At 73.1% G+C, this 24,647-nt stretch carries 22 protein-coding genes; 4 read left to right on the top strand and 18 right to left on the bottom strand.

Going from position 1 to position 24,647, the window contains the following annotated elements:
• Nucleotides 1-46: 46 nt before the first annotated feature.
• From ABWU78_RS07760 to rpmB, 7 genes are all read right to left on the bottom strand, one after another.
• The gene (locus ABWU78_RS07760) at nucleotides 47-1,627 is read right to left on the bottom strand and encodes an anchored repeat ABC transporter, substrate-binding protein (RefSeq protein ID WP_439158032.1); all 1,581 of its coding nucleotides are present in this window, start codon (nucleotides 1,625-1,627) and stop codon (nucleotides 47-49) included.
• Nucleotides 1,628-1,723: 96 nt separating this feature from the next.
• The gene (locus ABWU78_RS07755) at nucleotides 1,724-5,854 is read right to left on the bottom strand and encodes a TIGR03773 family transporter-associated surface protein (protein WP_439158031.1); all 4,131 of its coding nucleotides are present in this window, start codon (nucleotides 5,852-5,854) and stop codon (nucleotides 1,724-1,726) included.
• Nucleotides 5,855-6,068: 214 nt separating this feature from the next.
• Nucleotides 6,069-6,191 carry a type B 50S ribosomal protein L36 gene (ykgO, locus tag ABWU78_RS07750; protein ID WP_021483271.1) on the bottom strand — a complete coding sequence of 41 codons (123 nt, stop codon included), beginning with the start codon at nucleotides 6,189-6,191 and terminating at the stop codon, nucleotides 6,069-6,071.
• Nucleotides 6,188-6,487, bottom strand: a complete 300-nt coding sequence (locus ABWU78_RS07745) for a type B 50S ribosomal protein L31 (RefSeq protein ID WP_353707151.1) — start codon at nucleotides 6,485-6,487, stop codon at nucleotides 6,188-6,190. The genes ykgO and ABWU78_RS07745 overlap by 4 nt, the downstream gene beginning before the upstream one ends.
• 59 nt (nucleotides 6,488-6,546) lie before the next feature.
• On the bottom strand, nucleotides 6,547-6,852 hold the full coding sequence (gene rpsN, locus ABWU78_RS07740; RefSeq protein WP_439158030.1) for a 30S ribosomal protein S14: 306 nt from the start codon (nucleotides 6,850-6,852) through the stop codon (nucleotides 6,547-6,549).
• The gene (gene rpmG / locus ABWU78_RS07735; protein WP_021483268.1) at nucleotides 6,852-7,019 is read right to left on the bottom strand and encodes a 50S ribosomal protein L33; all 168 of its coding nucleotides are present in this window, start codon (nucleotides 7,017-7,019) and stop codon (nucleotides 6,852-6,854) included. Before rpmG ends, rpsN begins: the two co-directional genes overlap by 1 nt.
• Nucleotides 7,019-7,255, bottom strand: a complete 237-nt coding sequence (gene rpmB, locus ABWU78_RS07730) for a 50S ribosomal protein L28 (protein ID WP_021483267.1) — start codon at nucleotides 7,253-7,255, stop codon at nucleotides 7,019-7,021. The genes rpmG and rpmB overlap by 1 nt, the downstream gene beginning before the upstream one ends.
• 174 nt (nucleotides 7,256-7,429) lie before the next feature.
• Between rpmB and ABWU78_RS07725 the strand changes: the two genes are divergently transcribed.
• Nucleotides 7,430-8,626 (top strand): GTP-binding protein, encoded by a 1,197-nt coding sequence (locus ABWU78_RS07725; protein ID WP_439158029.1) that lies wholly within the window; start codon nucleotides 7,430-7,432, stop codon nucleotides 8,624-8,626.
• A gap of 37 nt (nucleotides 8,627-8,663) precedes the next feature.
• On the opposite strand, the gene ABWU78_RS07720 is transcribed toward ABWU78_RS07725, so the two are convergent.
• The 3 genes from ABWU78_RS07720 to ABWU78_RS07710 form a co-directional block, all read right to left on the bottom strand.
• Entirely contained in the window at nucleotides 8,664-9,518 is an 855-nt protein-coding gene (locus tag ABWU78_RS07720; protein ID WP_253051960.1) for an SDR family NAD(P)-dependent oxidoreductase, read from the bottom strand.
• 134 nt (nucleotides 9,519-9,652) lie between these two features.
• Nucleotides 9,653-10,954 (bottom strand): 5'/3'-nucleotidase SurE, encoded by a 1,302-nt coding sequence (surE, locus tag ABWU78_RS07715; protein ID WP_439158028.1) that lies wholly within the window; start codon nucleotides 10,952-10,954, stop codon nucleotides 9,653-9,655.
• Between the two features lie 337 nt (nucleotides 10,955-11,291).
• A complete protein-coding gene (locus ABWU78_RS07710; protein ID WP_439158027.1) occupies nucleotides 11,292-15,011 on the bottom strand; it encodes a PQQ-dependent sugar dehydrogenase in 3,720 nt (1,239 codons plus the stop codon).
• 387 nt (nucleotides 15,012-15,398) lie between these two features.
• Between ABWU78_RS07710 and ABWU78_RS07705 the strand changes: the two genes are divergently transcribed.
• Together ABWU78_RS07705 and ABWU78_RS07700 are read left to right on the top strand one after the other, a co-directional pair.
• Nucleotides 15,399-16,268, top strand: a complete 870-nt coding sequence (locus tag ABWU78_RS07705) for a helix-turn-helix transcriptional regulator (RefSeq protein WP_439158026.1) — start codon at nucleotides 15,399-15,401, stop codon at nucleotides 16,266-16,268.
• A 152-nt stretch (nucleotides 16,269-16,420) separates the two neighbouring features.
• The gene (locus ABWU78_RS07700; RefSeq protein ID WP_439158025.1) at nucleotides 16,421-17,119 is read left to right on the top strand and encodes an SDR family NAD(P)-dependent oxidoreductase; all 699 of its coding nucleotides are present in this window, start codon (nucleotides 16,421-16,423) and stop codon (nucleotides 17,117-17,119) included.
• A 7-nt stretch (nucleotides 17,120-17,126) separates the two neighbouring features.
• Here the strand turns inward: ABWU78_RS07700 and ABWU78_RS07695 are convergent, their stop codons facing one another.
• Nucleotides 17,127-17,720 carry a TetR/AcrR family transcriptional regulator gene (locus tag ABWU78_RS07695; protein ID WP_439158024.1) on the bottom strand — a complete coding sequence of 198 codons (594 nt, stop codon included), beginning with the start codon at nucleotides 17,718-17,720 and terminating at the stop codon, nucleotides 17,127-17,129.
• A 90-nt stretch (nucleotides 17,721-17,810) separates the two neighbouring features.
• Between ABWU78_RS07695 and ABWU78_RS07690 the strand changes: the two genes are divergently transcribed.
• On the top strand, nucleotides 17,811-18,251 hold the full coding sequence (locus ABWU78_RS07690; RefSeq protein ID WP_253051948.1) for a DUF1772 domain-containing protein: 441 nt from the start codon (nucleotides 17,811-17,813) through the stop codon (nucleotides 18,249-18,251).
• Nucleotides 18,252-18,484: 233 nt separating this feature from the next.
• Here ABWU78_RS07690 and ABWU78_RS07685 read toward each other — a convergent pair whose 3' ends face one another.
• The 7 genes from ABWU78_RS07685 to ABWU78_RS07655 form a co-directional block, all read right to left on the bottom strand.
• Complete coding sequence (locus ABWU78_RS07685) at nucleotides 18,485-19,105, bottom strand: DUF1775 domain-containing protein (protein WP_353707146.1); 621 nt, start codon at nucleotides 19,103-19,105, stop codon at nucleotides 18,485-18,487.
• A complete protein-coding gene (locus tag ABWU78_RS07680) occupies nucleotides 19,102-20,829 on the bottom strand; it encodes a copper resistance CopC/CopD family protein (protein ID WP_439158023.1) in 1,728 nt (575 codons plus the stop codon). Before ABWU78_RS07680 ends, ABWU78_RS07685 begins: the two co-directional genes overlap by 4 nt.
• A gap of 3 nt (nucleotides 20,830-20,832) precedes the next feature.
• Nucleotides 20,833-21,570, bottom strand: coding sequence for a YcnI family copper-binding membrane protein (locus tag ABWU78_RS07675; protein WP_439158022.1), 738 nt, complete (start codon nucleotides 21,568-21,570; stop codon nucleotides 20,833-20,835).
• 164 nt (nucleotides 21,571-21,734) lie between these two features.
• Entirely contained in the window at nucleotides 21,735-22,271 is a 537-nt protein-coding gene (locus tag ABWU78_RS07670) for a hypothetical protein (protein ID WP_439158021.1), read from the bottom strand.
• Nucleotides 22,272-22,359: 88 nt separating this feature from the next.
• Nucleotides 22,360-23,058: a copper resistance CopC family protein gene (locus tag ABWU78_RS07665; protein ID WP_439158020.1), complete on the bottom strand. Its 699-nt coding sequence runs from the start codon at nucleotides 23,056-23,058 to the stop codon at nucleotides 22,360-22,362.
• 89 nt (nucleotides 23,059-23,147) lie between these two features.
• Nucleotides 23,148-23,843: a hypothetical protein gene (locus ABWU78_RS07660; protein ID WP_439158019.1), complete on the bottom strand. Its 696-nt coding sequence runs from the start codon at nucleotides 23,841-23,843 to the stop codon at nucleotides 23,148-23,150.
• 10 nt (nucleotides 23,844-23,853) lie between these two features.
• Complete coding sequence (locus tag ABWU78_RS07655; RefSeq protein WP_439158018.1) at nucleotides 23,854-24,549, bottom strand: Pr6Pr family membrane protein; 696 nt, start codon at nucleotides 24,547-24,549, stop codon at nucleotides 23,854-23,856.
• Nucleotides 24,550-24,647 lie beyond the last annotated feature (98 nt).

Raw genomic sequence — 24,647 nt, 5'->3', positions numbered from 1 at the left:
AGCAGGGTGCCGCGATGGGTCGGGCACTCGCGTGGTCGTGGGTGGTTCAGGAGAGACAGCGTCTGAGCGAGTCCGCGTTGGCGCGCATCATCTCGACGTACGTCGTGACGTCGCGGTCGAACGCGTCGGAGTAGATGCGGCACACCTCGATGCCGTTCTCCTTCGCGACCTCGGTGAGGACCGACGAGCGCGCGATGAGGTTGGGTTCGAGGAAGACCGCGGGCACCTGCAGCGTGCGCACGGTCTGGGTGAGCTTGCGCCGCTCGGCGATGCTCGGCTCGGTCGCAGGGTTGGGCGTCACGAACCCCGCGATCTCGATCCCATAGGCCGCGCCCAGGTAGGCGAAGGCATCGTGGGTCGTCACGAGGTAGCGCTGCGAGCGCGGGATCGAGGCGATCGTCTCCTCGACGTACCGGTCGGTCTCCTGCAGGGTCCGGAGATACGCCGCGGCGTTGGCGCGGTACTCGGCCGCGCCGTCCGGGTCGACCTCGACGAGGGTGTCCCGCATGATCTCGACGTACGCCTCGGCGTTGCGCACGTTCTGCCACAGGTGCGGGTCGATCTCGCCGTGCACGTGCTTTCCCAGCACGGCCTGCGGGAGCTGATAGATCTGCTCCCCCGCCTTGCCCAGGAAGCGGAAGTCCTGACCGGCCGGCACGGGCGCGAGCGCCTTGTTCGGCACGGAGATCACCGTCTCGGCCGGGTCGTGCAGGTGGTGGTGACCTCCGACGTCGTGCTCGTCGTCGGCCGCGAGGACGACCCGCCCGTCGTCGAGCTCGACCGACACGTCCGCGTGACCGCCGGCGAGCACCGCCGCGTCCTCCATCCCCGGGACCGAGTACGGGTCGACCCCGACCGCGAACGTGATCGTCGAGGTGCCCATGCCGACCGGACGGGCGTCCGGCGTCGGTGCGAGCGCGGCGCTCAACGTCAGTCGGTACACGCCCGGCTCGGAGAACGTCCAGCTCATGTGGGTGTGGGCGTTCGTGGGCAGGGTCACGGTGTCCGCCGCGTACCCGTCGCCGGCGTCGAACCCGTCCGCGGAGTCGAAGTAGGTGCGTGGCTGGCCGAACGTCTCCGTGAGGTAGCCCGTGAGCTGGCCGGGCCCTTCCAGGCCGGTGGCGCTGAGGTGCACGTCCGAGGACCGCGTAGCGCCGTGCTCGGTGCCCGAGCCGCTCACGCGCAGCCCGAGCCAGATGGTGTCGAGGTTGACGTTCTCGACGAGGGGGATGATCTCCGCCGCGTACTTCACCGCCGACTCCGCGAGCGAGACGTTCGGGACCCCTTCGGGAAGGTTGGAGTCGAGCATCTTGATGATGTTGTGCTCCTCCAGCAGCATGTAGTTGCTGAAGGCGACGTCCGCGTAGACGACGTCGCGCACGTCGCGCAACGAGGGCTCGTAGGAGTGCGGGTCCCCGCCCTCCGGCACGAGCGACGTCACGACCGCGCGGTCCCCGGCGACGTTGCGCGCGAGGTCGGCGAGGATCCCGGTCGTGGTGACGACGTCGAGCGTGTCCGTCGACGGAGCATCCGGGCCGGACGCGCAGCCCGCCGTCACGAGGGCGAGGCCGAGGAGGGCCGCCGTAGCGGTCGCGCGGCGTCGCCGACGCCACCTACCCGTGGTCATGAGTCCAACTTTCGTTCTCGTGGTGCGCACACCGTCCTGCGACGACACAGGAGGAGGTGGAGGTGTCGTCGCAGGACGGTGCGGGCTGCAGGCGCGTCAGACGGTCGAACGCGCGCCGCGCCGCCTGCGGGAGGCGCCGTAGAGCGTCGTACCGGCGACGAGCAGGAGGGCACCGAGCGCGAGAGCGCTCGCGGGGTCGGCACCAGTCGTCGCCAGTGCCGCCTTCTGGTCGGCGCTCAGCTCGCAGTCCTCGCCCGACGCGGTCTTGCCGACGTACGTCGTCTTCGTCGCGGTACCCGAGCTGTCCCCGACGGAGAACGTGATCGTCGCGGAATCGGAGACCGTGCCGCCGCTCTTCAGCGGCACCGACAGCGTGAACGTCACCTTGTAGACGCCCTGCTCGCTGAAGGCCCAGTTGCCGTGCACGTGCTGGTTGAGCGGCACCGACGTCGAGCGCGGGAACCCTTCCATCGTCCCGAAGTACTTGGTGCCCACCCCGCCGAAGTTCCCGGTGGCGTAGACCCCGAGCTTTCCGGGGCCATCGACGCGATCCAGCGTGTACGTCACCGGTCCGGCCGCCGCCTCGATGAGCGAAGGGTGCTGCGTGTTCCACCCGACCCAGGGCACACCGGGCTCCTGGACCTGGCCGATCGACCAGATCGTCGCCCCGGCCTTGCCCAGGAAGGCGAAGTCGGCGCCGGCGGGAACCTCGCGCTTGGCGGCGTCCCCGAGCCGGAACGTCAGGGACTCTGGGTCGACCCAACTCGGCGGCTGCTTGCGGTCGTCCTTCGTCTTCGCGACGAGCGTGCCGTTCTCCACCATCGACCCGAAGTCGAAGTGACCTTCCGTGATGCCGCTGACGGCGCCGGTCTTGACCTCGCTCGTGACGGGCGTCGGGATGCACTGCTCCGGCGTCGTCGAGCCTGCGCCCGTCCCGGCATCGGAACCCGAGCCGTCCCCGGCGCCAGCACCGCCGCCGTCGCCATCTCCTGCGCCTCCGACGTCGTTCGCGGCGGCGGTCGCGGTGAACGGCGCCCAGCCGAGGAGCTCACCCGTGGGCGAGTCGTAGAGCGCAAGCTTGTGCGCGCCCGTCCCGACCGTCGACGGGATCGTGACCGTCACCGCACCGTCGGCCGCCGTCGCCTCACCGGCCGAGGTGGGCTCGGAGTAGACGTACGCGACGACCCTGCGGGCGTCCGTGAGTGCCGACGACGACGCGACGGCGTCCGACCCGAGCGGGTAGCTGTCCTTGTCGAGCGTCAGCCCGCCCCGGTTGGCGTCGGTGAGCTGGTCCTCGGGCAGCGGCTCGAACGGCGGCATGTAGGCACCGACGCGGACGTGGTAGTCGGCGCTGTCACCGGTGATCGTCCTGTTGTCGGCCGTCTTGAGGGACGGCGTGACGGTGAGGTGATAGTCACCCTCGGCCGTGAACACCCAGTTGGTGTGCACGTGCGCGTTGGCCGTGACGGGGATGGTGCCGCCCGCCGACGTCGTGGTGTCGACGTACCGGTTGATCGGGTTGCCGAAGGAGTCGTTCTGGAACGTGAACACGTCGCCCGGGCCGGTGACCTCGACCGCGAGCGAGACCGGGCTGCCCGCGGCCGGAGTGATGCCGGTTCCCTGCAGGGTGGACAGCAGACGCTCGGTGCTCCACCCCATCCAGGGCAGATAGGTCTGGTCCTCGCCCGTCTGGGTGCCGATCCACGCGTCGGCGCCCCCGTACTCGCCGAGGAACGACCAGTTGCCCTGGGCCGCGGGGAGCTTTTGCACGGCCCGGGCGTCCTCGTAGGCGATGGTCACGTCCGCGGGCCTGCGGAACGTCGGACCCGCGTCGTAGAGACGCGTGTCGTCCTTCACCGACAGCACGAGCTCCTCGCTCGAGGCGTCGTAGGTGGTCTCGAAACCGTCGATGTGGCCCTTGTTCAGGACGAACTCACGGTTGGGCTCCGACGCGTCCGGGTTCGGGCCGGGACCGGGGTCCGGCTTCGCGGTAACGTCCAGCCTCAACGGCTCCGACGTGCCCGCGACCCGCTCACCGTCCAGCAGTACCGCACGCACCCGTGCACCGTCGTCCGCCGTGGTCAGCGCACGCTCGTACGACGCGCCCGAGGCGCCCTCGACCGCGACGAACTCGTCCGAGCCCGCCTCCGCGACCTCCCACCGGTACGTCACCAGGTCCGTCACCGGATCCTGCGACGCGGTGAGCACCGCAGACTCGCCCTCGGCGTAGGAGTCCTTGTTCGACGTGACCGTCACCGTCGTCGTCACCGGCTCGGGTGCCGCCTCACCGACCTGGAACGTGTAGGTCTCGGTGTCGCTGACCAGCGAGGTGCCGTCGGACAGCGAGCCCTTCGCGGTGACGCGGAGCGTGTAGGTGCCCTGCTCGGTGAAGCCCCAGCTGGTGTGGACGTGCGCGCCCAGGTGGACCGAGATGACGTCGGGCTCGTCGTCGCCGCTGTCGAAGTGCACGCTCGGCGACCCGTTCATCGCCCCGGCCCAGGCGGACACGTCACCCGGACCCTCGACCTCGATCTCGTAGCGCAGGTCGGAGACCGTCTCGCCTGCGGGCAGGCTCTTCTCGAGCTGCTCGGTCGACCACCCGGGCCACGGCAGCCCTGTCTTCCCCGACCCCGGCAGCACGTAGACCTCGTTCCCGGGCTCGCCGAGGAAGTCGTAGCCCGTGTCCGGCACCGGCGTGGCGCTCAGCTCCGGGTCGACGGACACCGTCACCGCGCTCGGTGCGCGGTCGACCTTCCGGCTCGCGTGCTGCCGCGTATCGTCGACGACCGACAGCACGAGGCGGCCGGCGTCGAGGTACAGGCTGAACAGGTCGATGTGGCCCTCGGTGAGAACGACCGGCGTGTCGTCGAGGACGGGTGCCTCCCACGGGACCTCGCGGACCTCGGGGATCACGACCGGCTCGGACATCGCGAGCTCGGCGCCCTGCGCATCTAGCGCGACGACGCGCCATGCGACGCCGGTGGCGTACTCGTTCGCCAGGAGCGTCAGGTCGGCGTCGCGGAACACGGTCGGGTAGAACGGCGTGAACTCCGAGGCGTCGACGAACCGTCGCTCCCAGCGGAAGGTCGCATCCTCGACTGCCGGCTCGATCACGGCCTCAAGAAGGATCTCGCTGTTCAAGGCGTACCAGTCCTGGAGCCCGGTGATCTGCACCGTGTGCGCCGCGGCGGCCGCAGTCACGGCGAGAGTGACCGGCTCGGACGTGCCCACCACCCGCTTCCCGTCCAGCAGCACGGCGCGCACCTGCGCACCGTCGTCCGCGAGGGTCAGCTCGCGCTCGTACGACGCGCCCGAGGCACCTTCCACCGCGACGAACTCCTGCGAACCCGCCGCCGCGACCTCCCACCGGTACACCGCCAGCTCCGTCACGGGTTCCTGCGACGCGGTGAACACCGCCGACTGACCCTCGAGGTACGACCCATGGTCCGAGGTGACCGCGACCGTCGTCGTCACCGGCTCGGGCGCACGCTCGCCGACCCGGAAGTGGTAGGTGGCCGAGGACCCGGCGATCGTCCGGCCGTCGGCCGTGGCCAGGGACGGGGTCACGACGAACGTGTAGTCGCCCTCGGCCGTGAAGACCCAGTTCGTGTGGACGTGGGCGTTCTGCGCGACCGGGATCGTGCCGGCCCCCGTGAGCGTGTTCACGTACACGTTGATCGGCCCGCCGAACGCGTCGTTCTGGAACGAGAACACGTCCCCCGGGCCCTGGACGCGCACGTCGAGGCTCACCGGCGTGCCCGCTGCCGGCGTGACGCCCGTCCCGGCAAGGCTCGTGAGCAGCCGCTCCGTGCTCCACCCCACCCAGGGCGCGTAGGTCTGGTCCCCGCCGGACTGGGTGCCGAGCCACGCCGTCGTGCCGCCGTGCTTCCCGAGGAACGCCCATCCCGCGGTCGCCGGGGGCAGCGTCGTACGTGACCGTTCGTCCTGGTAGGCGAACGTCGTCGTCTCCGGCACGCGGAAGACGGCGCCGGTGTCGTGGATGCGGGTGTCGTCCTTGACGCTCAGCACGAGCCTGCCGCTCGCCGCGTCGTAGATGGTCTCGAACCCGTCCACGTGGCCGTGCGTGAGCACGAACTCACGATCGGGGACGGTCTGCGCGGAGGCCGTCGGGAGCGCTCCGGCGGCCGTCGGGACGACGAACGATGCGAGCAGCGCGAGCAGGCCGAGGGCGGCGGCCCACGCCCTGCCTCGGATGGCGACTGACACGGTGGATCCTCTCTAGGCCGTCGGGTCCGACGGCGGGCTCGTCCTGGGCGGCGCCTGACGGCCGCCCGCGCTCGGACTATATACGAACGATAATCGTTCTCACAAAGCTCGACAGCCTCGCTGTCCCACTCTCGAGCGACCTCGGCGCGGGGCGGTCACCCACGGGACACAGCGAGGCCCCGACCCCCGAGGGGGCCGGGGCCTCGATCCGGCGTCAGCCCTGACGGGCCTTCCAGCGCGGGTTGGCCTTGTTGAGGACGAAGGTCTTGCCGTGCCGGCGCACGACCTTCGCCCCGGGCTTGTCCTTGAGCGAGCGGAGCGAGGCGCGGACCTTCATCGCGCACCCCCGCCCTGCGCGCCGCCGCGGGCGCCGTAGCGCTGGCGGAACTTCTCGACGCGGCCGGCCGTGTCCACGACGCGCTGCGTGCCCGTGTAGAACGGGTGGCTCGCGCTCGAGATCTCGACGTCGACGACCGGGTAGGTGTTCCCGTCCGTCCACGTCACGGTCTCGCGCGGGACGCCGGGGCCCTGCGGGTGGTCGCCCGCGAGGGTCGAGCGCGTGAGGAACGCGAAGTCGGCGGACTTGTCGCGGTAGACGACGGGCCCGTAGACGGGGTGGATGTCCTTCTTCATGGTGGTTCTCCTTGCTGGGCCGGTGACGGGACGGGAGCCGCCGCGCAGGGCGGCCGCCGTCACCAGCTCGACTTCGTGACTCCGGGCAGCTCGCCACGGTGCGCCTGTTCGCGCAGGCGCACGCGGGAGAGCCCGAACTTCCTCAGGTAGCCGCGCGGGCGGCCGTCGACGACGTCGCGGTTGCGCACCCGCGTGGCGCTCGCGTCGCGGGGCTGGCGCTGGAGCTCGCGCACCGCGGCCGCCTTCTCCTCGGGCGAGGAGGTCGGCGACGCGACGACGCGCTTGAGCTCCGCGCGACGCTCGGCGAAGCGGGCGACGACCTGGACGCGCCGGTCGTTGCGCGCGACCTTCGACCGCTTCGCCATCAGCGCTCCTCGCGGAAGTCGACGTGGCGGCGGACGACGGGGTCGAACTTGCGCAGGACCATGCGGTCGGGGTCGTTGCGGCGGTTCTTGCGGGTCACGTAGGTGAACCCGGTGCCCGCGGTGGACCGGAGCTTGATCACGGGACGGAGGTCGGTGCGGGTAGCCATCAGAGCTTCTCCCCTCGGGCGAGGATCCGCGCCACGACGGCGTCGATCCCCTGGCGGTCGATGGTCTTGATGCCCCGGGCGCTGACGCGCAGGGTCACGTGACGACCCAGCGACGGCACCCAGTAGCGCTTCTTCTGGATGTTCGGGTCGAAGCGACGCTTGGTCCGCACGTGGGAGTGCGAGATCGCGTGGCCGAACCCGGGAGCGGTGCCGAGCACCTGGCAGACGGCGGACATGGCGGTTCCTCTCGGGGTCGGTCGGGGCGACGGGGACGACACTAGATAGTGAGAATCATTCCCGTCAAGACGCTATGCTGACCCGCTGTCGAGAACAGTTCTCAGGAGCGGGTTGTTCCCGCGACCGGCCGTGAGGCCGCGCGGGAGGCCCCAGACCACGGATCGGAGCGCTTCATGCCCTTCTCGCCGCACCCCTCGCCGGACCCGTCGCCCGACGACACCCGCGTCGCCCTCAGCGTCCTCGCGACGATCGACCCCGTGCTGCGGGACAGCGCCGTGTTCGGGCTCGTCGTCGGGGCGCCGCGCGTCGTCGCGCTCCGGCACGACATCCGGGCCACCGAGGACGCGCTGCGGCGCGTCGTCGTGGACGCCACCGGCGTGATCGAGGACGAGGTCGTGCCGCTCGAGCACGCGTGCCTGTCGTGCGCCGTGCGGGAGGACGCCGTCCCGACGCTGCGCCGGCTCGCCGACGACGGCCGCTGGGACCACGTCGTCCTCGCGCTGCCCGTGGCTGCGGAGTCGCTGCCGGTCGTGCGGGCGCTCGCCGCGCAGGCCACGCCCGGCAACGAGCTCGAGCGCCTCCGTCTCGCTACCGTCCTCGCCGTCGCCGACGTCGACACGCTCGAGCACGACCTGCTCGACGACGACCTCGTCTCCGAGCGCGGCGTCGGGCTGACGGAGGACGACCAGCGGGCGGTCGGCGAGGTGCTCGCCGCCCAGCTCGAGCACGCCGACCTCGTGGTGACGACCGGTGACGTCGCGACCGCGGCCACCGGGTCCGGGCTCGTCGACCGCCTCCGCGGCGTCGGCACCCGGCGGGTCGACGGGCTGCACGCGCTCGTGGCCGACGACCTCGCCCGGTACACGCACGACCCCGCCGCCGGCGAGCGCCGCGCCCACCCCCTCGGCGCGCGGGGTCCGCTCCCCCGGCGCGACGAGCCGTCCGGCGACCGGAGCTGGACGATCGAGCTGTGGTCGGCCCGGCCGTTCGATCCCGAGCGCCTGCTGCGCCGGATCGAGGACCTCGGCACCGGCCGGGTCCGGTCGCGTGGGGTGTTCCACGTCGCGAACCGCCCCGACTCGCTGTGCGCGTGGGACGGCGCGGGCGGCCAGCTCTGCATCGGCACCCTCGGCACCTGGGACGACGCCACGACGGCCGAGGGGCGGCCTGTCGAGCCGCACACGCGCGTCGTGATCGTCGGGGCGACGGCCGCGGGCGACGCGGACGACGACGGCGGTCGCCGCCGGCTCCTCGACGCGTTCCGCGACGTGCTGGCGACGCCCGACGAGCTCGCCGACGGCGGCCTGCGCTGGCTCGGCCGCACCGACGTCCTCGCGCCCTGGCTCGGCGCCCGCAGCGACGCCGTGTGACCTTCAGGCACGCAGGGTGACCGCTCGGGGCGTCACGTCATGCGGTGATGTTGGCGCTGTCGCCGCCAGTGACGGCGAAGCTGGTACCGCTGACCATCCTCGCCTCGTCGGAGGCGAGGAACACGACCAGCGGTGCGACGTCCTCCGGCTCGACCCACGGCACCCCCAGGGGGAGCTTGGCACGCTGGGCCTCCGCGGCGGTCTGCTCGTCCTGGGCGACGTCTCCGGTGGGCTCGTGCCCGCCGGCGCGGATGATCTGCGCGTAGCGGTCCTCGTGACGGGTCAGCGCGGTGTCGACGAGTCCCGGGATCACCGCGTTGACGGTGATGCCATGCTCACCGAGGTCGAGCGCCGCGGACTTCATGAGCCCGATCAGCCCCCACTTGGACGCCGAGTAGCCGGCGCCCCCGAGCGTGCCGTGCTGGCCCTGCGTGGACGAGGTGATGATGATGCGCCCGCCGCCGCGCTCGATGAGCAGCGGCGCAGAGGCCCGCACGACGTTCGCCGTCCCGGTGAGGTTGATGTCGATCTGGTCGTCCCAGAGCTCGTCGCTCATGTCCAGCAGCGACGCGAAGCCCTGCACGCCGGCGTTGGCGAAGACCACGTCGACGCCCCCGAACCGCTCGACGACCTGGGCGAACCCGGCGCGGACGGCCGCCCGGTCACGCTGGTCGAAGACCACCGGGAGCCACTCGACCCCGGCTTCCTCGACGAGGCGGCCGGTCTCGGCCAGGTCCTCGGGGTCAGCCGGGGCGTAGTCCATCGCCGGGCTCGCCAGCGCCGCGATGTCGGCTCCGGCGACACGGTATCCGGCGCCCGCGAACGCGACCGCCGCAGCGCGACCGATCCCCCGTGCCGCCCCGGTGACGACCACCACTCGTCCGTCGCTCACGGGTGTCTCCTGCTCTCTACGTTTTGCGGCCACTGTCGCCGCTTCGGCACACCCGCGCCACCCGAGGAAGCGCGGCGGTCGGTCCCGGGTGCCGGGGGTGGAACGCGTCGGACGACGTTCCACCCCCGGCGTCGTCAGCAGGCGACGGCGGCGTAGTCGACGTCGACCTCGACGCTCCGACCGTCGCCGGAGGCCGTGAGCCGGCTCGTGCCGGCCTCGACGGAGCGCGACCGGGAGCTGAACGACTGGTACGCGGCGGCACCGGGCTGGACGTCGCTCACGGACCTCTCCCCGAACGGCGTCGAGAGAGTGACGTCGAGGGGCACGGTGTCGTCGTTGCGGACGAGCGCCGCGACGTACGCGGTCCCGGCGATGCAGCGGCCGGTCGCGCTGGCCCGTACCGCCACCGTCGACAGCTCGCTGATGACCGAGCCGATCTCGGGCGTCGCGGCGAGGTGGGTGCGGTCGGGCGTCAGCGGCGTGACGGTGATGTAGCCGGCCCGGTTCATGAGGTAGTCGGCGTCGGGACGGGTCTCCGCGACGCACGTGGTGTCGCCGGCCTGGCACCCGCTGAGGCCGACGGTGAAGGACCGCTCGCCGCTCGGGTTGTAGGAGTGGCGCGCGGTCGTGCCGGTGCCCACCGGGGCGACGACGACGCCGGCCGGGCTCTGGTCCGCCGTGAGACGCGGGAAGTTGATGTTCGTGACGTACTCGGTGGTCAGCGCGTCCTGCCGGACGACCTCCTCCACGTACCGGACGGCGAACCGCGCGGTCCGCTCGTAGACCGCCTGGTGGTCCGCGCCGGTCGCCGACGCGCTGATCGCGAAGCCGGGGGTGTTGACGGACAGGGCGGACAGGGCGGCCCCCGCCGTCCCGGAGTCGTTCACCGACGAGCCGAGGTTGGGTCCGGAGTTGATGCCGGACAGCACCAGGTCGGGGCGCTCCGTCCACCCGAGCACGTGCTGCAGGCCGCCGCGGACGGCGAGCTTGACCGTGTCGACGGGGGTGGCGCTGCGCGACTCCGGCGTGCACCGCCCGTCGATCGGCTGGCACACCCCGAACACGGCACCCTGGCTCGGCGCGTCGCCGCAGTCTGCGGCGTAGCGCTCGGGGAGCGTGTCCGCCTCCTGCATGTGGAACGTGCCGCTGTTCGTCACCGCGGTCCCGGCCCCGCTCTGGTAACCCCAGGGCGCGACCACGACGACGTCGGCACCGGCGTCGCAGAAGACCTTGCGCAGCTCGTACAGCCCCTCCCCGTCGGAGCCGTTCGGCCGGGAGTTCTGCATGGAGTCGTCGTTGGAGATGACGATCCGGAGACCCTCGAGGGGGTCGTCCGGGACGGTCGACGCAGAGGCAGGGCCGAGCGCGGCGACGAAGGCTGCCGCGAGGGCCGCCGATCCGGCCAGCAGGGCGCGTCGAAGAGTACGTGCGGTCATGGGTGTGCTCCTGGATGTGAGTGGTGGGGACCGACGTGACGTCGGTCAGGTCCGTCGGTCACGTCGTCGTGACCGACGCGCTCCGGAGCGGTCGGACTGCCAGGACCCCGTCGTCCTGCCGTCTCGACCCTCGGTCGCGAGGAGGCGCGGCGACACTGCCGCGTCCGCGAGGGATCGTGAGGAGGTGGTGCGCCCGCTGCGGGGCGTGCCGGCGCCGCCGGGGGGCGCACCACCGTGGAGAGGGTGGGGCGGCATCGGCCGCCGCCCCACGTGGCGCCCCGGTGTCGCCGGGTGAGACGGTGTCGGACGCCCGCCTCACCCGGCGCTCGGGATCAGATCAGCTGCACGACCGCGCGTCGTACGCGGCCGTGACCGTGTCCGTCGCTCCGTCCGGGTCGGTGACCGTGACGGTCACCTCACCGGCCTCGATCTCCGTGGCACGAGCGTTGAACGACTGGTAGGCGTTCTTGCCCGGGGCCACGTCCTCGAAGGTCTTGCTGCCGAACGGCGTCTCGATCGCGACGTCCAGCGCGGAGTCGTCCGCGTTGAGCGCACGCACCGCGACGTAGACCTTGCCGGCCATACAGCGCGGCTCGACCGTCACGTCGACCTCCGGGGTGTCCGCACCGGCGGGGATGCCGGTGAGGTACTCGAAGCCCTCGACGGAGAACACGTCGTTCGCCGGCGAGCCGTCGTACTCCATGACGAAGTACGCCACGTCCGCATCGAGACCGGCCCGCAGGATGTCCTGCAGCGGCATGTCGCCCTCACCGAGGTTGGTGAACGTCGGACGCCCACCCGCGTTGAGGTTGGTCGCGTCCTTGATGTGCAGGAGCTCGATGCGGTCCGCGTACTCGTCGATCAGCGCCGGCACGTCCACGCCGGCGTTCGCCGCCCAGGCCGTGTCCAGCTCGAAGGCGACGTACTCGGGGTTCGTCTCCGCCACGAGGATCTCCCACGCGGAGGTCAGCTCACCGTTGTACTCGTACTTGGTGTTGAACTCCTGGTCGTGGTTGTGACCGAACAGCTTGCCGGTGCCGTTCGCGACCGAACGCTCGCCGAGACGGTCCATGGCGTCGGCCGTGGCCAGCACGTTCTCCAGGCCCCCACCGATGCCGGGGGACGGGAAGCCGCCCGAGCCCACGTACTCCTGGCCCAGGGTCTTGACGTACGCGAGCGTCGCGTCGAAGGTGCCCTCGTTCACGGTGTAGTGCGACGACGGGACACGGAGACCGGCCGCGTCGAACTGAGCACGAGCCTGCTCGGCCGTGAGGCCGGTGAAGTTCGACCCGAAGGGCTCGACGTTCTGGAAGCCGATCTCGCCCAGGCGGTCGTAGACGCCCTCCCAGCCGATCTGGCGGCTCCACGAGCTGAGCGAGAACAGCTGCATCGAGACCTTCTCCACCGGGATGGTGACCGGCTCGGTCGTGCCGTCGCCCACGGCGAACGAGAGCTGGTCGACGTCGACGCCGCCGGTGGTCGTCACGACGATCGAGCCCGACCCCTCGGGCACGCTGCCCAGGGTCTTCGTGACGTCCTGCCAGCCCGCGCCCGTGAAGGCGAAGTCGGCCAGCGGCTCGGCCGACTCCGACCCCTCGGCCTGCCAGCTCAGCGTGACGGTGCCCTCGCCGCTGCCGCGGACGGTGATCTCGTCGATCGCCTCGCCCGTCGGCGCGTGGACGAGCGCCATCGGCTGGTAGGTGAAGGAGTCGCCCGCGTCGAACGAGGTGACGTAGCGCCCGGCGTGCGCGGCCGGGTCCTCGACGACCTCGACGCCCTCGGCCGCGTCGTACCACTCGGCCTGCTGCGCCTCCGGCTTGAGGATGTTCGTGGCCTCGCCCCGGATCGACGGGACGCTGCCCTGCGCCTGGTCGTTGTAGGTCACGACGAGGGTGCCGAAGATCTTCTCGCCCTCACCGTGCTCGACGGCGTCGGGGCTGGTCTGGATCGTGAAGCCGCAGCCGGCCTCCGTGTCCGCGGCCCGACCGCTCACCTCGGGGTGCGCGTGCGTGTTGTGGCCCAGACCGAAGGTGTACTGGATGTTGCGGCACACCGGGTTGTCGCCGTCCTCGGCGTCGTGCACCGAGACGGTGTACGGGACGGCGTCGCCCCAGGTGAAGATGGCGCCGTCGGGCTGGCTCAGCGTGATCTCCGGAGCGGTGTTCCCGACCGTGATCTGCTGGATCGCGAGCCCGAACTTGCCGCCCTCGTCCGTGACGCGCAGCTGCACGTTGAACTGGCCGCGCTCGGTGAACGTGTGCGTCACCGTCTCGCCCTGGGCGTCGTACACGCCGTCGGAGTTGAAGTCCCAGTCGAAGGTCAGGCCCTCGTTCGGGGTCTCCGCGTCCGAGGTCCCGGACGCGTCGAAGGTCACCTCGAGCGGCGCGTCCCCACCCGAGATCGGGTCGGCGGAGATCGCGGGACGCGGGGTCTTGTTGTCGGAGCCGTAGGTGATCCGGTACAGGCCCGCGTCGGGGTTCTGGCGGAAGAAGCCGTCGCCGTACTCCAGCACGTACATCGTGCCGTCGGGGCCGAACTCCATGTCCATGACGTTGTCCCAGATCGGCTGGTTGACCGTCTCCAGGTGCGCGTTGGGCAGGAAGTCCTCGACCGCGGTCACCTGGCCGGCCGACGAGAGCTCGTCCAGCGTGAACGCGACCACGTAGTCCTGCGAGAACTCCGCCATGAACGGCTTGCCGTCCCAGTACGCGGGGAACTTGCCCGGCGCGTCGGGGTAGTCGGCCGAGCGGTAGATCGGGCCACCCATCGGTGCCTGGCCGCCGCCACCGAGCTCGACCAGCGGGTCGAGCAGCGCCGGCTGGTCGCCGGGGCGGTCGCCGTAGTACACCTGCGGCGCCGTCGCCGGCGGCAGGACGTCGAGGCCCGTGTTCCACGTGGAGTTGTTCTTCGCCCCGGCCTCGCAGTCGAACCACTCGCCCGGCGTCTGCGTCGCGAAGTCCCACTCGTTGTAGTTCGCGTTCGGGCCGTGGCAGTACGGCCAGCCACCGTTCATCGGCTCGGTCGTGACGTTCCACTCGACGTAGCCCATGGGGCCGCGGTTCGGGTTGGCGTTCGCCGCGTCGGGGCCGTAGTCGCCCCACACGAGCGCGCCGGACTCGATGTCGTAGTCGATCCGGAACGGGTTGCGCAGCCCCATGACGTAGGTCTCGTTGCGCACGAGGTCCTGGACGTCGTCGTACTGCGGGTCGTCGAAGAGGTTGCCCTCGGGGATCGTGTACGTGCTCCCCGGGCCCACCTCGGTGCCGGGGGCGAGGTCCTCGATCGGGTTGATCCGCAGGATCTTGCCGCGCAGGTCGTTGGTGCTGCCCGCGCCGCGACGGTCGTCGAAGCCCGGGTTCATGCCCGGGGCGTTGTTGTTCGGCGCGTACCCGTCGGCGCCGGGCGTGCCCGCCGGCGTGTTGTCACCGGTGGACAGGAACAGGTTCCCGTCGGCGTCCCACGCCATGTCCGCGCCCACGTGGCAGCACTGGCCGCGCTGGGCGTCGACCTTGAGGATCGCGCGCTCGGTGGAGAGGTCGATGGAGTCGGTCGCCGGGTCCCACGTGAACCGCGAGAGCTGGTTGTACCCGAGCCAGCGGTCCCAGTAGCTCTCGTCCTCGCCCGCCGGCAGCGAGTTCGGCGCGCTGCCCGACGGGGTCGTCTCCGGGTACGCCACGCCGGAGGGCGACGTGCCCTCCATGACGCGGGGCGCGTAGACCAGGTAGAGGTAGTGGTTCTCCTCGAAGTTCGGGTCGAGCGAGATGCCCTGGAGCCCGTCCTCGGAGTTCGCGTAGACGTCGAGCTTCGCGATCTGGGTGGTCAGGCCCGTCGCGGAGTCGGTGAGGCGCACGACGCCGTCGCGCGAGGTGTGCAGGACCCGCGAGTCCGGCAGGACGGCGAGGTCGATCGGCTCACCGGTGTTCTTGCTCAGCAGCACCTTCTCGTAGCCGTCCCAGTCGAGAGCCGCTTCGGCGTCCGCGGCGGCGGTGACCGCGGCGCTGTCCTGCTCGTGCCCGGGGTGGGCCGAGGCGCCGCTGATGGTCAGCGGTACCAGCACGGCGGCCGACGCCGCCGCGGCGGCGTAACGAGACCACCATCGGTGGCCTAGTGGAGTTCTGTGCACAACGTCCTCCTTTGAGGCGTTCGGGGGAACCAGACAGCCGCAGCGGTCGAGCGGGACGCGGGGTCTCCACCTCCACTCCGTTGTGGCTCACGCCGGTACAGGCATGGCGAGCCCTCGACACTGAGGCTGCGCTTGCGACGGACCGGGGATGCCCGGTACCCGACGAAAACCGACCGTACCTTCGAGATTTACTTTTGTCGACACCAAGACGAAAGTTGCATGCTTGTCAGCATTGTTGTGTTAGTCAACTATGCAAATGGCCCCGAGGCACTCTTCTCGTCGCCCCCTGCCGAGCCGTGGTCCATGGCCTACTTTCGAGCCATGGATGCCCGTGCGCTGGTGCGCGACTTCCTCGTCGCGCGACGCGAGAGGATCAGCCCGCAGGAGGTGGGGATCGCCGTCGGCCCGGGGCGCAAGGTCCGCGGCCTGCGCCGCAGCGAGGTGGCGACGCTCGCCGGCGTGAGCGTCGAGTACTACACGCGGATCGAGCGCGGCGCCATCTCCCGCGTCTCTCCGCAGGTGCTCGACGCGATCGCCCGCGCGCTGCGGCTCGACGAGGCCGAGCGCGCGCACCTGTCGAACCTCGCGGAGATCGTCGCCCGCGGCGGAGAGGCGGACCGGCGCACGAGCACCCGGTCGTGGCAGCCGCACCCCAGCCTCCAGTGGGTGCTCGACGCCTTCACCGCCGGACCTGCGTTCGTCCGCAACGGAGCGATGGACATCCTCGCCGAGAACGCCCTGGCGCACGCCTTCCACCAGGACCTGCACGACATGCCCGGGACGCCGAACATGGCCCGCTTCACGTTCCTCAGCGACCGTGCCCGGACCTTCTGCCCCGACTGGGACGTGTTCGCGGACATCCCGGTCGCGATCTTGCGCACGGAGGCCGCGCGCGACCCGCGCAGCGCCGACCTGCACGAGACGGTCGAGGAGCTGCTCTGCCACAGCGCCGAGTTCGAGACCCGGTGGCGCGCGGGCGAGGTCCGCCGGCACGGCACCGGGCTCAAGACGTTCCGCCACCCAGTGGTAGGGGAGCTCACGATCGCCTACGAGGCCTGCGCCATGGAATCCGAGCCAGGACTCACCCTCACCCTCTACTCCCCCGAGCCTGGGTCGACCTCGGCGCGGCGGATGGCCCGGCTCGCGGACCTCACGGGGGCCGGCCGACCGCCCACCTCGACGACCACCTGAGGACGGCGTCGACCGCGATGCGGTCCGCCGCCGTCTCACCGGGCGGTCGGGGGTCCTGACAGGGACTCCCAGCACTCCCCTCCACCTGTCTACCGTCCGGTACGCGCGACGGCCAGGGCCCCGCGCACGGTGACGACGGCGAGGGAGACAGGATGACGACCGTGGCGATCGTCGGGACGAGCGCGTCACGCGGTGCGGCGATCGCGCGGCGCTTCGGGGCCGCGGGTCACGACGTCGCGTTCGTCTCCCGGTCCCTGGACCGCCTCGGGCCGGTCGTCTGCGCGCTGCGCGGTGAGGGAGTGCGGGCGCGGGTCTACGCCGCGGACGCGCACGACGCCGACGCGCTGGTCCTCGCGCTCGACCGCACCGCGCAGGACCTGTCGGCGATCGAGGTCCTCGTCTACGACCCACCGTCGGCGCCCGGTGCGCGCCAGCACGTCCTCGAGACGTCACCCGAGGAGATCCAGGACGCGGTCGACCGGGCCGTGGTCGGCCTCGTCACCGCGGTCGAGTACGTGGTCGGAGGGCAGCGCGTTCTCGGCCGGGGATCCGTCCTCGGCATCACCGACGACGACGCGCTCACCGGCAGCCCGTTCGCGGCCGGGGCGGCCGTCGCGGCCGCCGCCGTGTCCGCGTACCTCGGCATGCTCCGGGACGCGCTCGCACCGGACGGGATCCAGGTCGCCCGGCTCGTCTCCGCCGGTGCCGACGAGCACGGCGACCCGAGCCTCGACCCGGCGGAGTGCGCGGAGCTCCTCTGGCACCTGCACACCCACCCGGCGCAGCGGACCGCGTCCGTGGCGGCCGCGACCGACGCCCCTCGTCGGGTGCCGGACGGACGGACGTCGTGACGCGGGGTCAGCCGACGATCCGGCGGACCAGCTCGCCGACGCGCCGGTCGTCGTTCCCGACGGAGAACCTGCCCGCGCGCTCCAACGTCGCGACGCCGTGCATCGCCCCCCACACGACCTCGGCAGCCGTGCCTGGGTCGGCCGGCGGGCGGTCCAGCGCGAGGAGCGTGTCGACGATCGCGTCGAACCCCTCGCGCATCGCGCGCGGCGTCTCCTCGGACGCGAAGGCGGCCCGGATCGGCAGATGGAACATCGCCTCGTACGTCGCCGGGTGGCGCTCGGCGAAGTCGAGGTAGGCGAGCACGAGCGCGCGGACCCGGTCCTCGCCGCTCCTGCCCGCGCCGGGCGCCGGACGGGCCGCGGACAGCGCGACGGCGAGCTCCTGGAAGCCGACGAGCGCCACCGCGGTGACGATCTGGGACCGGCCCTCCGGGAAGTGCCCGTAGAGGACGGGCTGGCTGTAGCCGATCGCGTCGGCGAGCCGACGGGTGGTGACGGCCTCCCATCCCTGCTCCTCGGCGAGCACGCGCGCGGCCGCGACGATCTGCGCTTCCCGCTCCTCGCGGAGCCGTGCCTTACGGGCTGCTGCCGGTGTGCTCACGGGACGAGTCTAGCGTCGCTAGATTGTCCGTGCTAGTTTTTCTAGCGTTGCTAGATTCTCTGCCCGTTCCCTGGATCGAAGGAGCCTGCCATGCAGTGGTTGCCGATCGTCGCGGTGGTGGTCGTGGGGCTGATGGTGGGGGTCGAGGTGTCGGTCGCGTTCGTCGTCAACCCGATCGTCGACCGGCTGCCGGGGAACGCGGGCCTGCTCGCTCGGGCCGACGGCGGCCGGATGCTCGGGCGGGCCATGCCGTTCTGGTACTTCGGCTCGCTCCTGCTCACCGCGGCCACCGCCCTCGTGCTGCCCGACGGGGCGTGGGCGGCCTGGACCGCCGCCGCAATCCTGGCCCTGAGCATCGTCCTGTCGGTCGCCGTGCTCGTCCCCATCAACAACCGCGGCAAGACGTGGACCCCCGAGACCGCGCCCGCCGACTGGCGCGAGCAGGCCCACCGCTGGGACCGGTACCACCTCGTCCGCATCGCCCTGCTCGTCGCCGCGTTCGCGCTGCTGGCCCTCGCGGTCGCGGCCTGACGCCGCCGCGCAGGGGCCCGCAGACAGAGGAACCGGTGGCGATCCGCCGCGAGAGCTCCCCCCAGCGAAGCTCTCGTCGCGGACCGCCACCGGTCCAGGTGTCGCCGCGTGACCCGTCGCGGCGACGTCCCCCACCAGTGCAAGAGGCGGTGGGCGCATGTTCGGGACGTTCACGAACAGTGATCTGGATCACAGTACGACGGGTGCGGTCCCGACGCCCGCGCAGCGACCTCTCAGGTGGCCCGCAGCCGACGCCGGGCCGACCAGCCGCCCGCGGCCCCGATCCCGACGGCTCCCACCACGACGGCCGCGACGAGGGGCGCCGTCGGCGTCGGGGACGCCCCGGCGACGACGGGCGCCGGGGCGAGCGACGCCGCGGTCGCGACGAACGTCGGCGCGGGCCGGGCGCCGGACGGGTCGGTGTCCGTCCACGCGTACGACTCCCCCGACGGGCACTCCTGCACGGCGGGGAAGACGAACGCCTGCCCGACGTCCCCCGTGACCCGGACGTCGAGCGTGTAGGCCGCGCGCTCGCCGTCGGGCACGGGCGCCCCGGACCAGGCCACCGCGTCGTCGGTCATCTCCGAGGTCCATCCGTCCGGCTGGCCGGCGGCGAGCGCCTCGACGCCCTCGGGGAGCGTGACGCGCAGCGCGTCGGTGGGCTCGCCGTCGCACCCGTGGTCGAACGTGAAGGTGAGCGTCGACGTGCCGTCGCCGTGGGGTTCCACGGTCTCGATGAGCACGTGCGCAGCCGCCGGGCCGGCGGTCAGCACGGCGAGCGTGCCCGCGGCGACGGCGGCGAGGACGACGCGCAGCCCGCGCCGCCCGGGGAGCGACCGCTGGGGACCGGTCATGAGGACACCTCCACGGGGATCTCGACGATCGGGTTCTCGTACTTGGACGTCCGGACGCTCACGTGCACGGTCCAGTCGCCCGCCATCGGCAGGTCGAGCGTCGCCTCGTACGCGCCCGTCCCGGTCTGCGTGAGGGGCCGGGTGAACGGGCCGAGCGCGGGGTCGGCGAGCGTCGTCGACAGCTCGGGCACGGCGACGGGCTCCAGGGGCTGCCCGTCGGCGTCGAGCAGCTCGATCTCGAGCGCGTTGACGCCGACCCGGCCGGGAGTGATCCGCGCGCGCAGCGTCCCGTCGCCGAGCTCCTCGACCACCTCGACGGCCGGGGTCGCGGCCTCCTCGGCGGACGGGTCGGCGGTGACGACCGGGCTGCGCGAGACGAGCACGCCCGTCACGACGAGCACGAGCACGAGCAGCAGGGCCTCGGCCGCGACCGTCCGGCCGAGCCGACGGCGCGCGGCCGCCCCGGCCGTCCCACCGACCTGCCGGGCACCTCGCCCGCCCGGACCGTCGTCGCCCGCGACCGCCGGGACGAGCCGGTACCGGTTCCAGGCCGCGATGCCGACGAGGCACAGCGCCACGCCGACCTTGACGAGCAGGGTCTGGCCGTACGTCGTCGACACGAGCGCGTCGAGCGTGCCGAGGATGCGCCACCCGAGGACGGTGCCGGTGACGGCGAGCGCGAGGACGACCCACGCACCGAGCGTCGAGAACCGCGCGACCGTCACGCCCGCACGACGCGTGTCGACGTGCGCGGACGGCGCGAGGACGAGCGCGAGGCCGACGACCCCGCCGAGCCACGCGGCCCCGGCCACGACGTGGAGCGCGTCCGCCGTGACGACCAGCCAGGGCGGACCGAACGTGCGGGTGTGCCCCACGAGCACGAGCGACCCCAGAGCGAGAGCCGCCCCGCCGAGCACGACCCCGGCGGGCCACGCCGCCCGGGTCTCCCTGGCCGCGCGGGGTGCGAGCAGAGTCGTGACGACGAGCCCCGCGAGACCGAGCGCGCCCGCGAGCGTGGAGTCGGTCGTGACGCCCGCCGCCCAGGTCGCCGGGTCGACGAGCGCCCCCAGCCCGCCGCCGGCCTGCCAGGCCGGGGTGAGCGGGACCGCGAGCACGATCCCGACGGCCGCGACGGCCAGGGCTCCGCGCCGCACGCGCTGCAGGCGCCGACGCAGGACCGGCGCGGCCCCGGGCGACACGTGCAGCACGAGGAGCTCGAACCCCACGAGTCCCGCGACGAGGAACGTCCCCGCGTAGACCGCGGCCTGGTCGAGCGCGCGGACGGCGACGAGCGCCGCCGTCGGCTCGGCGACCCGGGCCTCGACGGACGTCGCGCTCGGCGCCCCCACGGAGAACGTGAAGGCCCCGGCGACGGGGTGCGTGTCGAGGGACACCACGCGCCAGCTCACGACGTACGTGCCGTCGTCGAGCGTCGTGGCGGGGGTGACGACGAGCGCGTCGTCGACCGCGGCGACGTCCACGTCGACGGGCGAGCCGTCCGCGGCGAGGACCGTCGTCCCGCCGGTCACGACCTGGACGGGCTCGTTGAAGGTGATGGTCAGCGCGTCGGGCGGCGCGTCGAGGACGGTGCCGTCCCGCGGGTCGGTGCCCACGAGGACGGCGTGGGCCGCGGCCGGGCCGCTCGCGAGGATCGCGAGCAGGACCGCGGCCGCGGCACCGACGACGACGGCCACCACCCGGCGCAGCACCGAGGGGCGGCCCACGGGTCAGGCCCTCGGGCGCGAGCGCACGAACCCGAGCGCCCCGAGCACCAGGCCCGCCGCGGCGAGCACGAGCGCCGTCCACGTGAGCGCCGGGGCCGGCCCGTCGGACGCGCCCGCCGACGCGACGTCGCCCGACGCGTCCGCGTCGGCGGTGTCACCCGCCGACCCGTCGGCGACGGTCTCGGCCGGGGCGTCGTGGCCCTCGTCCTCGGCCGCCGTCAGCTCGACCAGCGGCGCGGGCGCCTCGAGGTCGTGCCCGTCCTCGCCCTCGGCCGCGACCTGCACCCAGGCGGTCTCGCCCTCGGCACACTCCTGGACGGTCGGGAAGACGAGCGTGTCCCCCGCGGCGTCGGGGAGCTGGAGCGAGAGCACGAGGGCGTCGCGGTAGCCGTCGGGCAGCGGGGCCTTGGCCGTGTACACGACCTCGGCGACGCGCTCGGTGTACTGGCCGCCGTGCCCGTCGTCGACCGGCTCGTCGAGGGCCGCCATGACCTTCTCGACGTCCCAGCCGGGGTTGACGGTGGGCGTCACGGTGACGATCTGCTCGGGGACCTGGATGGAGACCTTCGTGGTCGGCGAGTCGCCGCAGCCGTGCGGGACGCCGAACGTGAGCAGCGCGTACGCGCCCGCGTCGGTCGTGTCCGGCGTGACGGTGACGTGGGCCGCCGCGGCGCCCGCGCCGACGACGACGATCCCGGTGGTCAGGGCGGCGGCGCCGACGGCGCGCAGGGTCTTTCGCATGATGGTGCCTTTCGGGGAGAGGAAGACGGGGGCTCCGGCGCGCGACGGCACGTCACGGGCACGCCCCGGCGCGGCCGCGCGGAGCCGGCCGGGCGGGCGTGCAGGACGCGCGGGCGCGCGGGAGCGGGACGCCGCGGAGGGTCCGCGGAGGCGTCCGGGAGAGGTCAGGCGACGGCGGGCGGACCGCGCCCGGGCGCGGCACCGCGCGCGAGGAGGTCGCGGACCGTCGGCAGCGCGCCGACGGCGGGAGGTGCCGCGCGGACGACGACGGCACGCGGGCGGCCGGGGACCCGGCGCCCGGCGAGCCACGTCCACAGGCGCCACAGCACGGCGTCGCCGTAGCGCAGGACGAGCGCGACGGCGAGCGTCGCGACGGCGTGCGCGCCGAGCATCGTCAGGGGTGACGCGGCGTGCGCGTGCGCGGACGCCTCGGCCGGGGACAGCGCGGCGCAGCGGTCGAAGACGACGTGCAGCACGAGCTGGCCCGCGCCGAGCAGGCCGAGCAGCCGCGGCAGCCCGACCTGACGACGCGTGAGGGGTCGCACGGCGACGGCGGTCAGGACGGCGAGCACGCCGAGCGGGACGGCTCCGGGGTCGGTCCCCCCGGCGAGGCCGTGCGCGACGACGGACAGCCCGACGACCGCGGCGGCGAGCAGCAGCACCCGCACGCCGCGGAGCACCCCTGCTCCGGGCGACGTCACGGACGCACCCTAGCGGCAGGAGGGGTGCGCGCGGCAGGGGCGTCCGCCGTCCTCCCCGGGCCGGGGAGGACGGCGTGCGCCGGCACGGTCAGTCCTCGGGGTCGTGCGGCGCGTCGTCGCCCGTCGCGGCACCGCGGCGGCGCAGGACGATCACGACGACGACCGCGGCGGCGACCACGAGCGCGCCGAGCCCCACGAGCACGGGGACGATCGACGAGCCGCCGTCCTCCGCGTCCGTCGCTGCGTCCGTCGCCTGGGTCGTCGCGGGCTCCGGCGTCGTCTCGTCGGCCGCGTCCGTGGTGGCCTCCTCGGAGGCGGGCTCCTCCGGCGTGGCCTCGTCCGCCGTGGGCTCCTCGGCGACCGGCGCCTCGGGCTGGGCCGCGACGGCGAACGCGAACGTTCCCTCGATGGGGTGGCCGTCGGACGAGACGACGCGCCACGCGACGGTGTACGTGTCGCCACCGAGCGCGACCGCCGGGTCGAGCGCGAGCGTGGCGGTGCTGCCCTCGATCGTCGGCGCGTCCTGCGTCACGACCGTGCCGGCGGAGTCCGAGATCACGACCTGCGGCTCGACGGGGAGCGGCTCGGTGTTGAAGGTCAGCGTGATCGCGGTCGGGGGCGTCGCGAGCTGGGCGCCGTCGGCCGGGTCCGAGCTGAGGATGCGGTCGTGCGCGGACGCCGGGGCGGCGGTGAGGGTCGCGAGCCCGGCGGTGAGGCCCAGGGCCAGCGCGGCGGCGGCGAGGAGGGCGAGGAGGGCCGACACGGGTCGGCGCAGGGAGAGAGTCATGAGGGTTCTTCCGTCCGAGGCGCGGCGATCGCCGCACGGTGGTGCCCCGTGGCCCGGTCGTCACCGGGTCGGCCTCGTCGGGTGCCGCGTCAGGACGCGGCGAGGGGGCGCAGCAGTGCTCCCGACGGGCCGTCCGCCGTCGGGGGCCCGCGCGTCGGGGCACGGCGCGCACGCCACAGGGACGCGACGCGCACGGTGCGCGCCCCCGGCACGCCGGGACGCGCGCGCGGCACGACGAGGACGCGCGCGGGGAGGGCGCCGCGCGGCGTCACCCACGCGAGGAACCGCTCGAGGGCGCGCTCGCCGCGCGCGAGGACGAGCGCCAGCACGACGGTCGCCACGGCGTGCGCGACGACCATCCACAGGCCTGCCGCGCCCGACGTCGTGAGGTGCTCCGGGTGCACGAGGCCCGCCCCGCCGGCGGCCGGGACCGGTGCGCCGACGGGTGCCGCGCAGACGACGTCGCGCACCGGCGCGACGTGGCCGCCGTGTCCGGACGTGACCCCGACCGGGACGCACGACCCGACGGGCGCGAGCACGACGAGCGCCTGGTGCAGCGCGACCTGGGCGCCGCCCAGGAGCACCACGAGCCGGGTGGGCGTGAAGCGCAGCCGGGCGGCCGCCGTCGTGCCGGCGAGAGTGAACGCGGCGAGCGCCGCGAGGACCAGCGGGTCCGGGAGGGTGCCCCCGGCGACGCGGTGGGCGAGCGCCGTCAGCGCGAGCACGAGGGTCGCCACGAGCGCGGCGCGCGCGACGCGCAGCGGACCGACGACCGGGGAGGACACGACGGCCACCCTAGCGCGACGCGGGCGCGTCGTCCGGGCTGCCCTCGGCCCCCGCCGTCTCCGGGGACGCCGGGGCGGGCGAGCGGTCCGCGTACCGGCCGATCGCCGGACCGGTGGGCAGGAGCCGGTCGATCCCGACGATGACGAGGCCGAGCACGAGGAAGCCCGCCCCGTAGAGCACGACGTTGACGAGCAGCCCGGTCCACCCGAGCGCGTCGAGGTCGACGAAGCCGTACGGGTACTCGCTGCCGGGGCTCACGAACCCGCGGATCGTCGTGAACGCGAAGTACGCGAGCGGGTACAGGAGCCAGCGCGCGGCGTCGAGGCCGCGCAGGCGCCGGTGGGCGTCGAGCAGGAGGAAGTCGACGAACACGGCGAGCGGCAGGAGCTCGTGCTCGATCTGGCCGTCGGTCAGCCCGAGGAACACGGCCGGGGCCTCGGGGTCCTCGGGCGCGAGCACGAGGTTCGCGACCAGCCCGGTGATCGCGGCGAAGAGCGTCACGCCCCCCTTGAGCCACCCCGGCGGCTGCCGGCGGCGCAGGAGCGACGCGACGCCCGCCCACGTGAACACGACGGCGATGAGGAAGCCGGTCTGGTTCGTGAAGTAGACGAGGCCCTCGATGTCGCCGTCGCGCCAGATGGCGCGCGTGCCGACGAGGGCGAGGACGACGAGGAACAGCCGGAACAGCCCGACGACGACGTGCATGCGAGCTCCTTCGCGCGCGGTGCGGTGGTGCGTTCAGGAGCCTAGTGCGCCCCGCCCACCCCCGCGCACACCCCGACGCTTGCCCGGGGCGATGATGG

The sequence above is a fragment of the Cellulosimicrobium sp. CpK407 genome (assembly GCF_051844275.1).
Lineage (GTDB): Bacteria > Actinomycetota > Actinomycetes > Actinomycetales > Cellulomonadaceae > Cellulosimicrobium > Cellulosimicrobium cellulans_G.
This window is presented reverse-complemented; position numbering and strand designations above follow the sequence as displayed.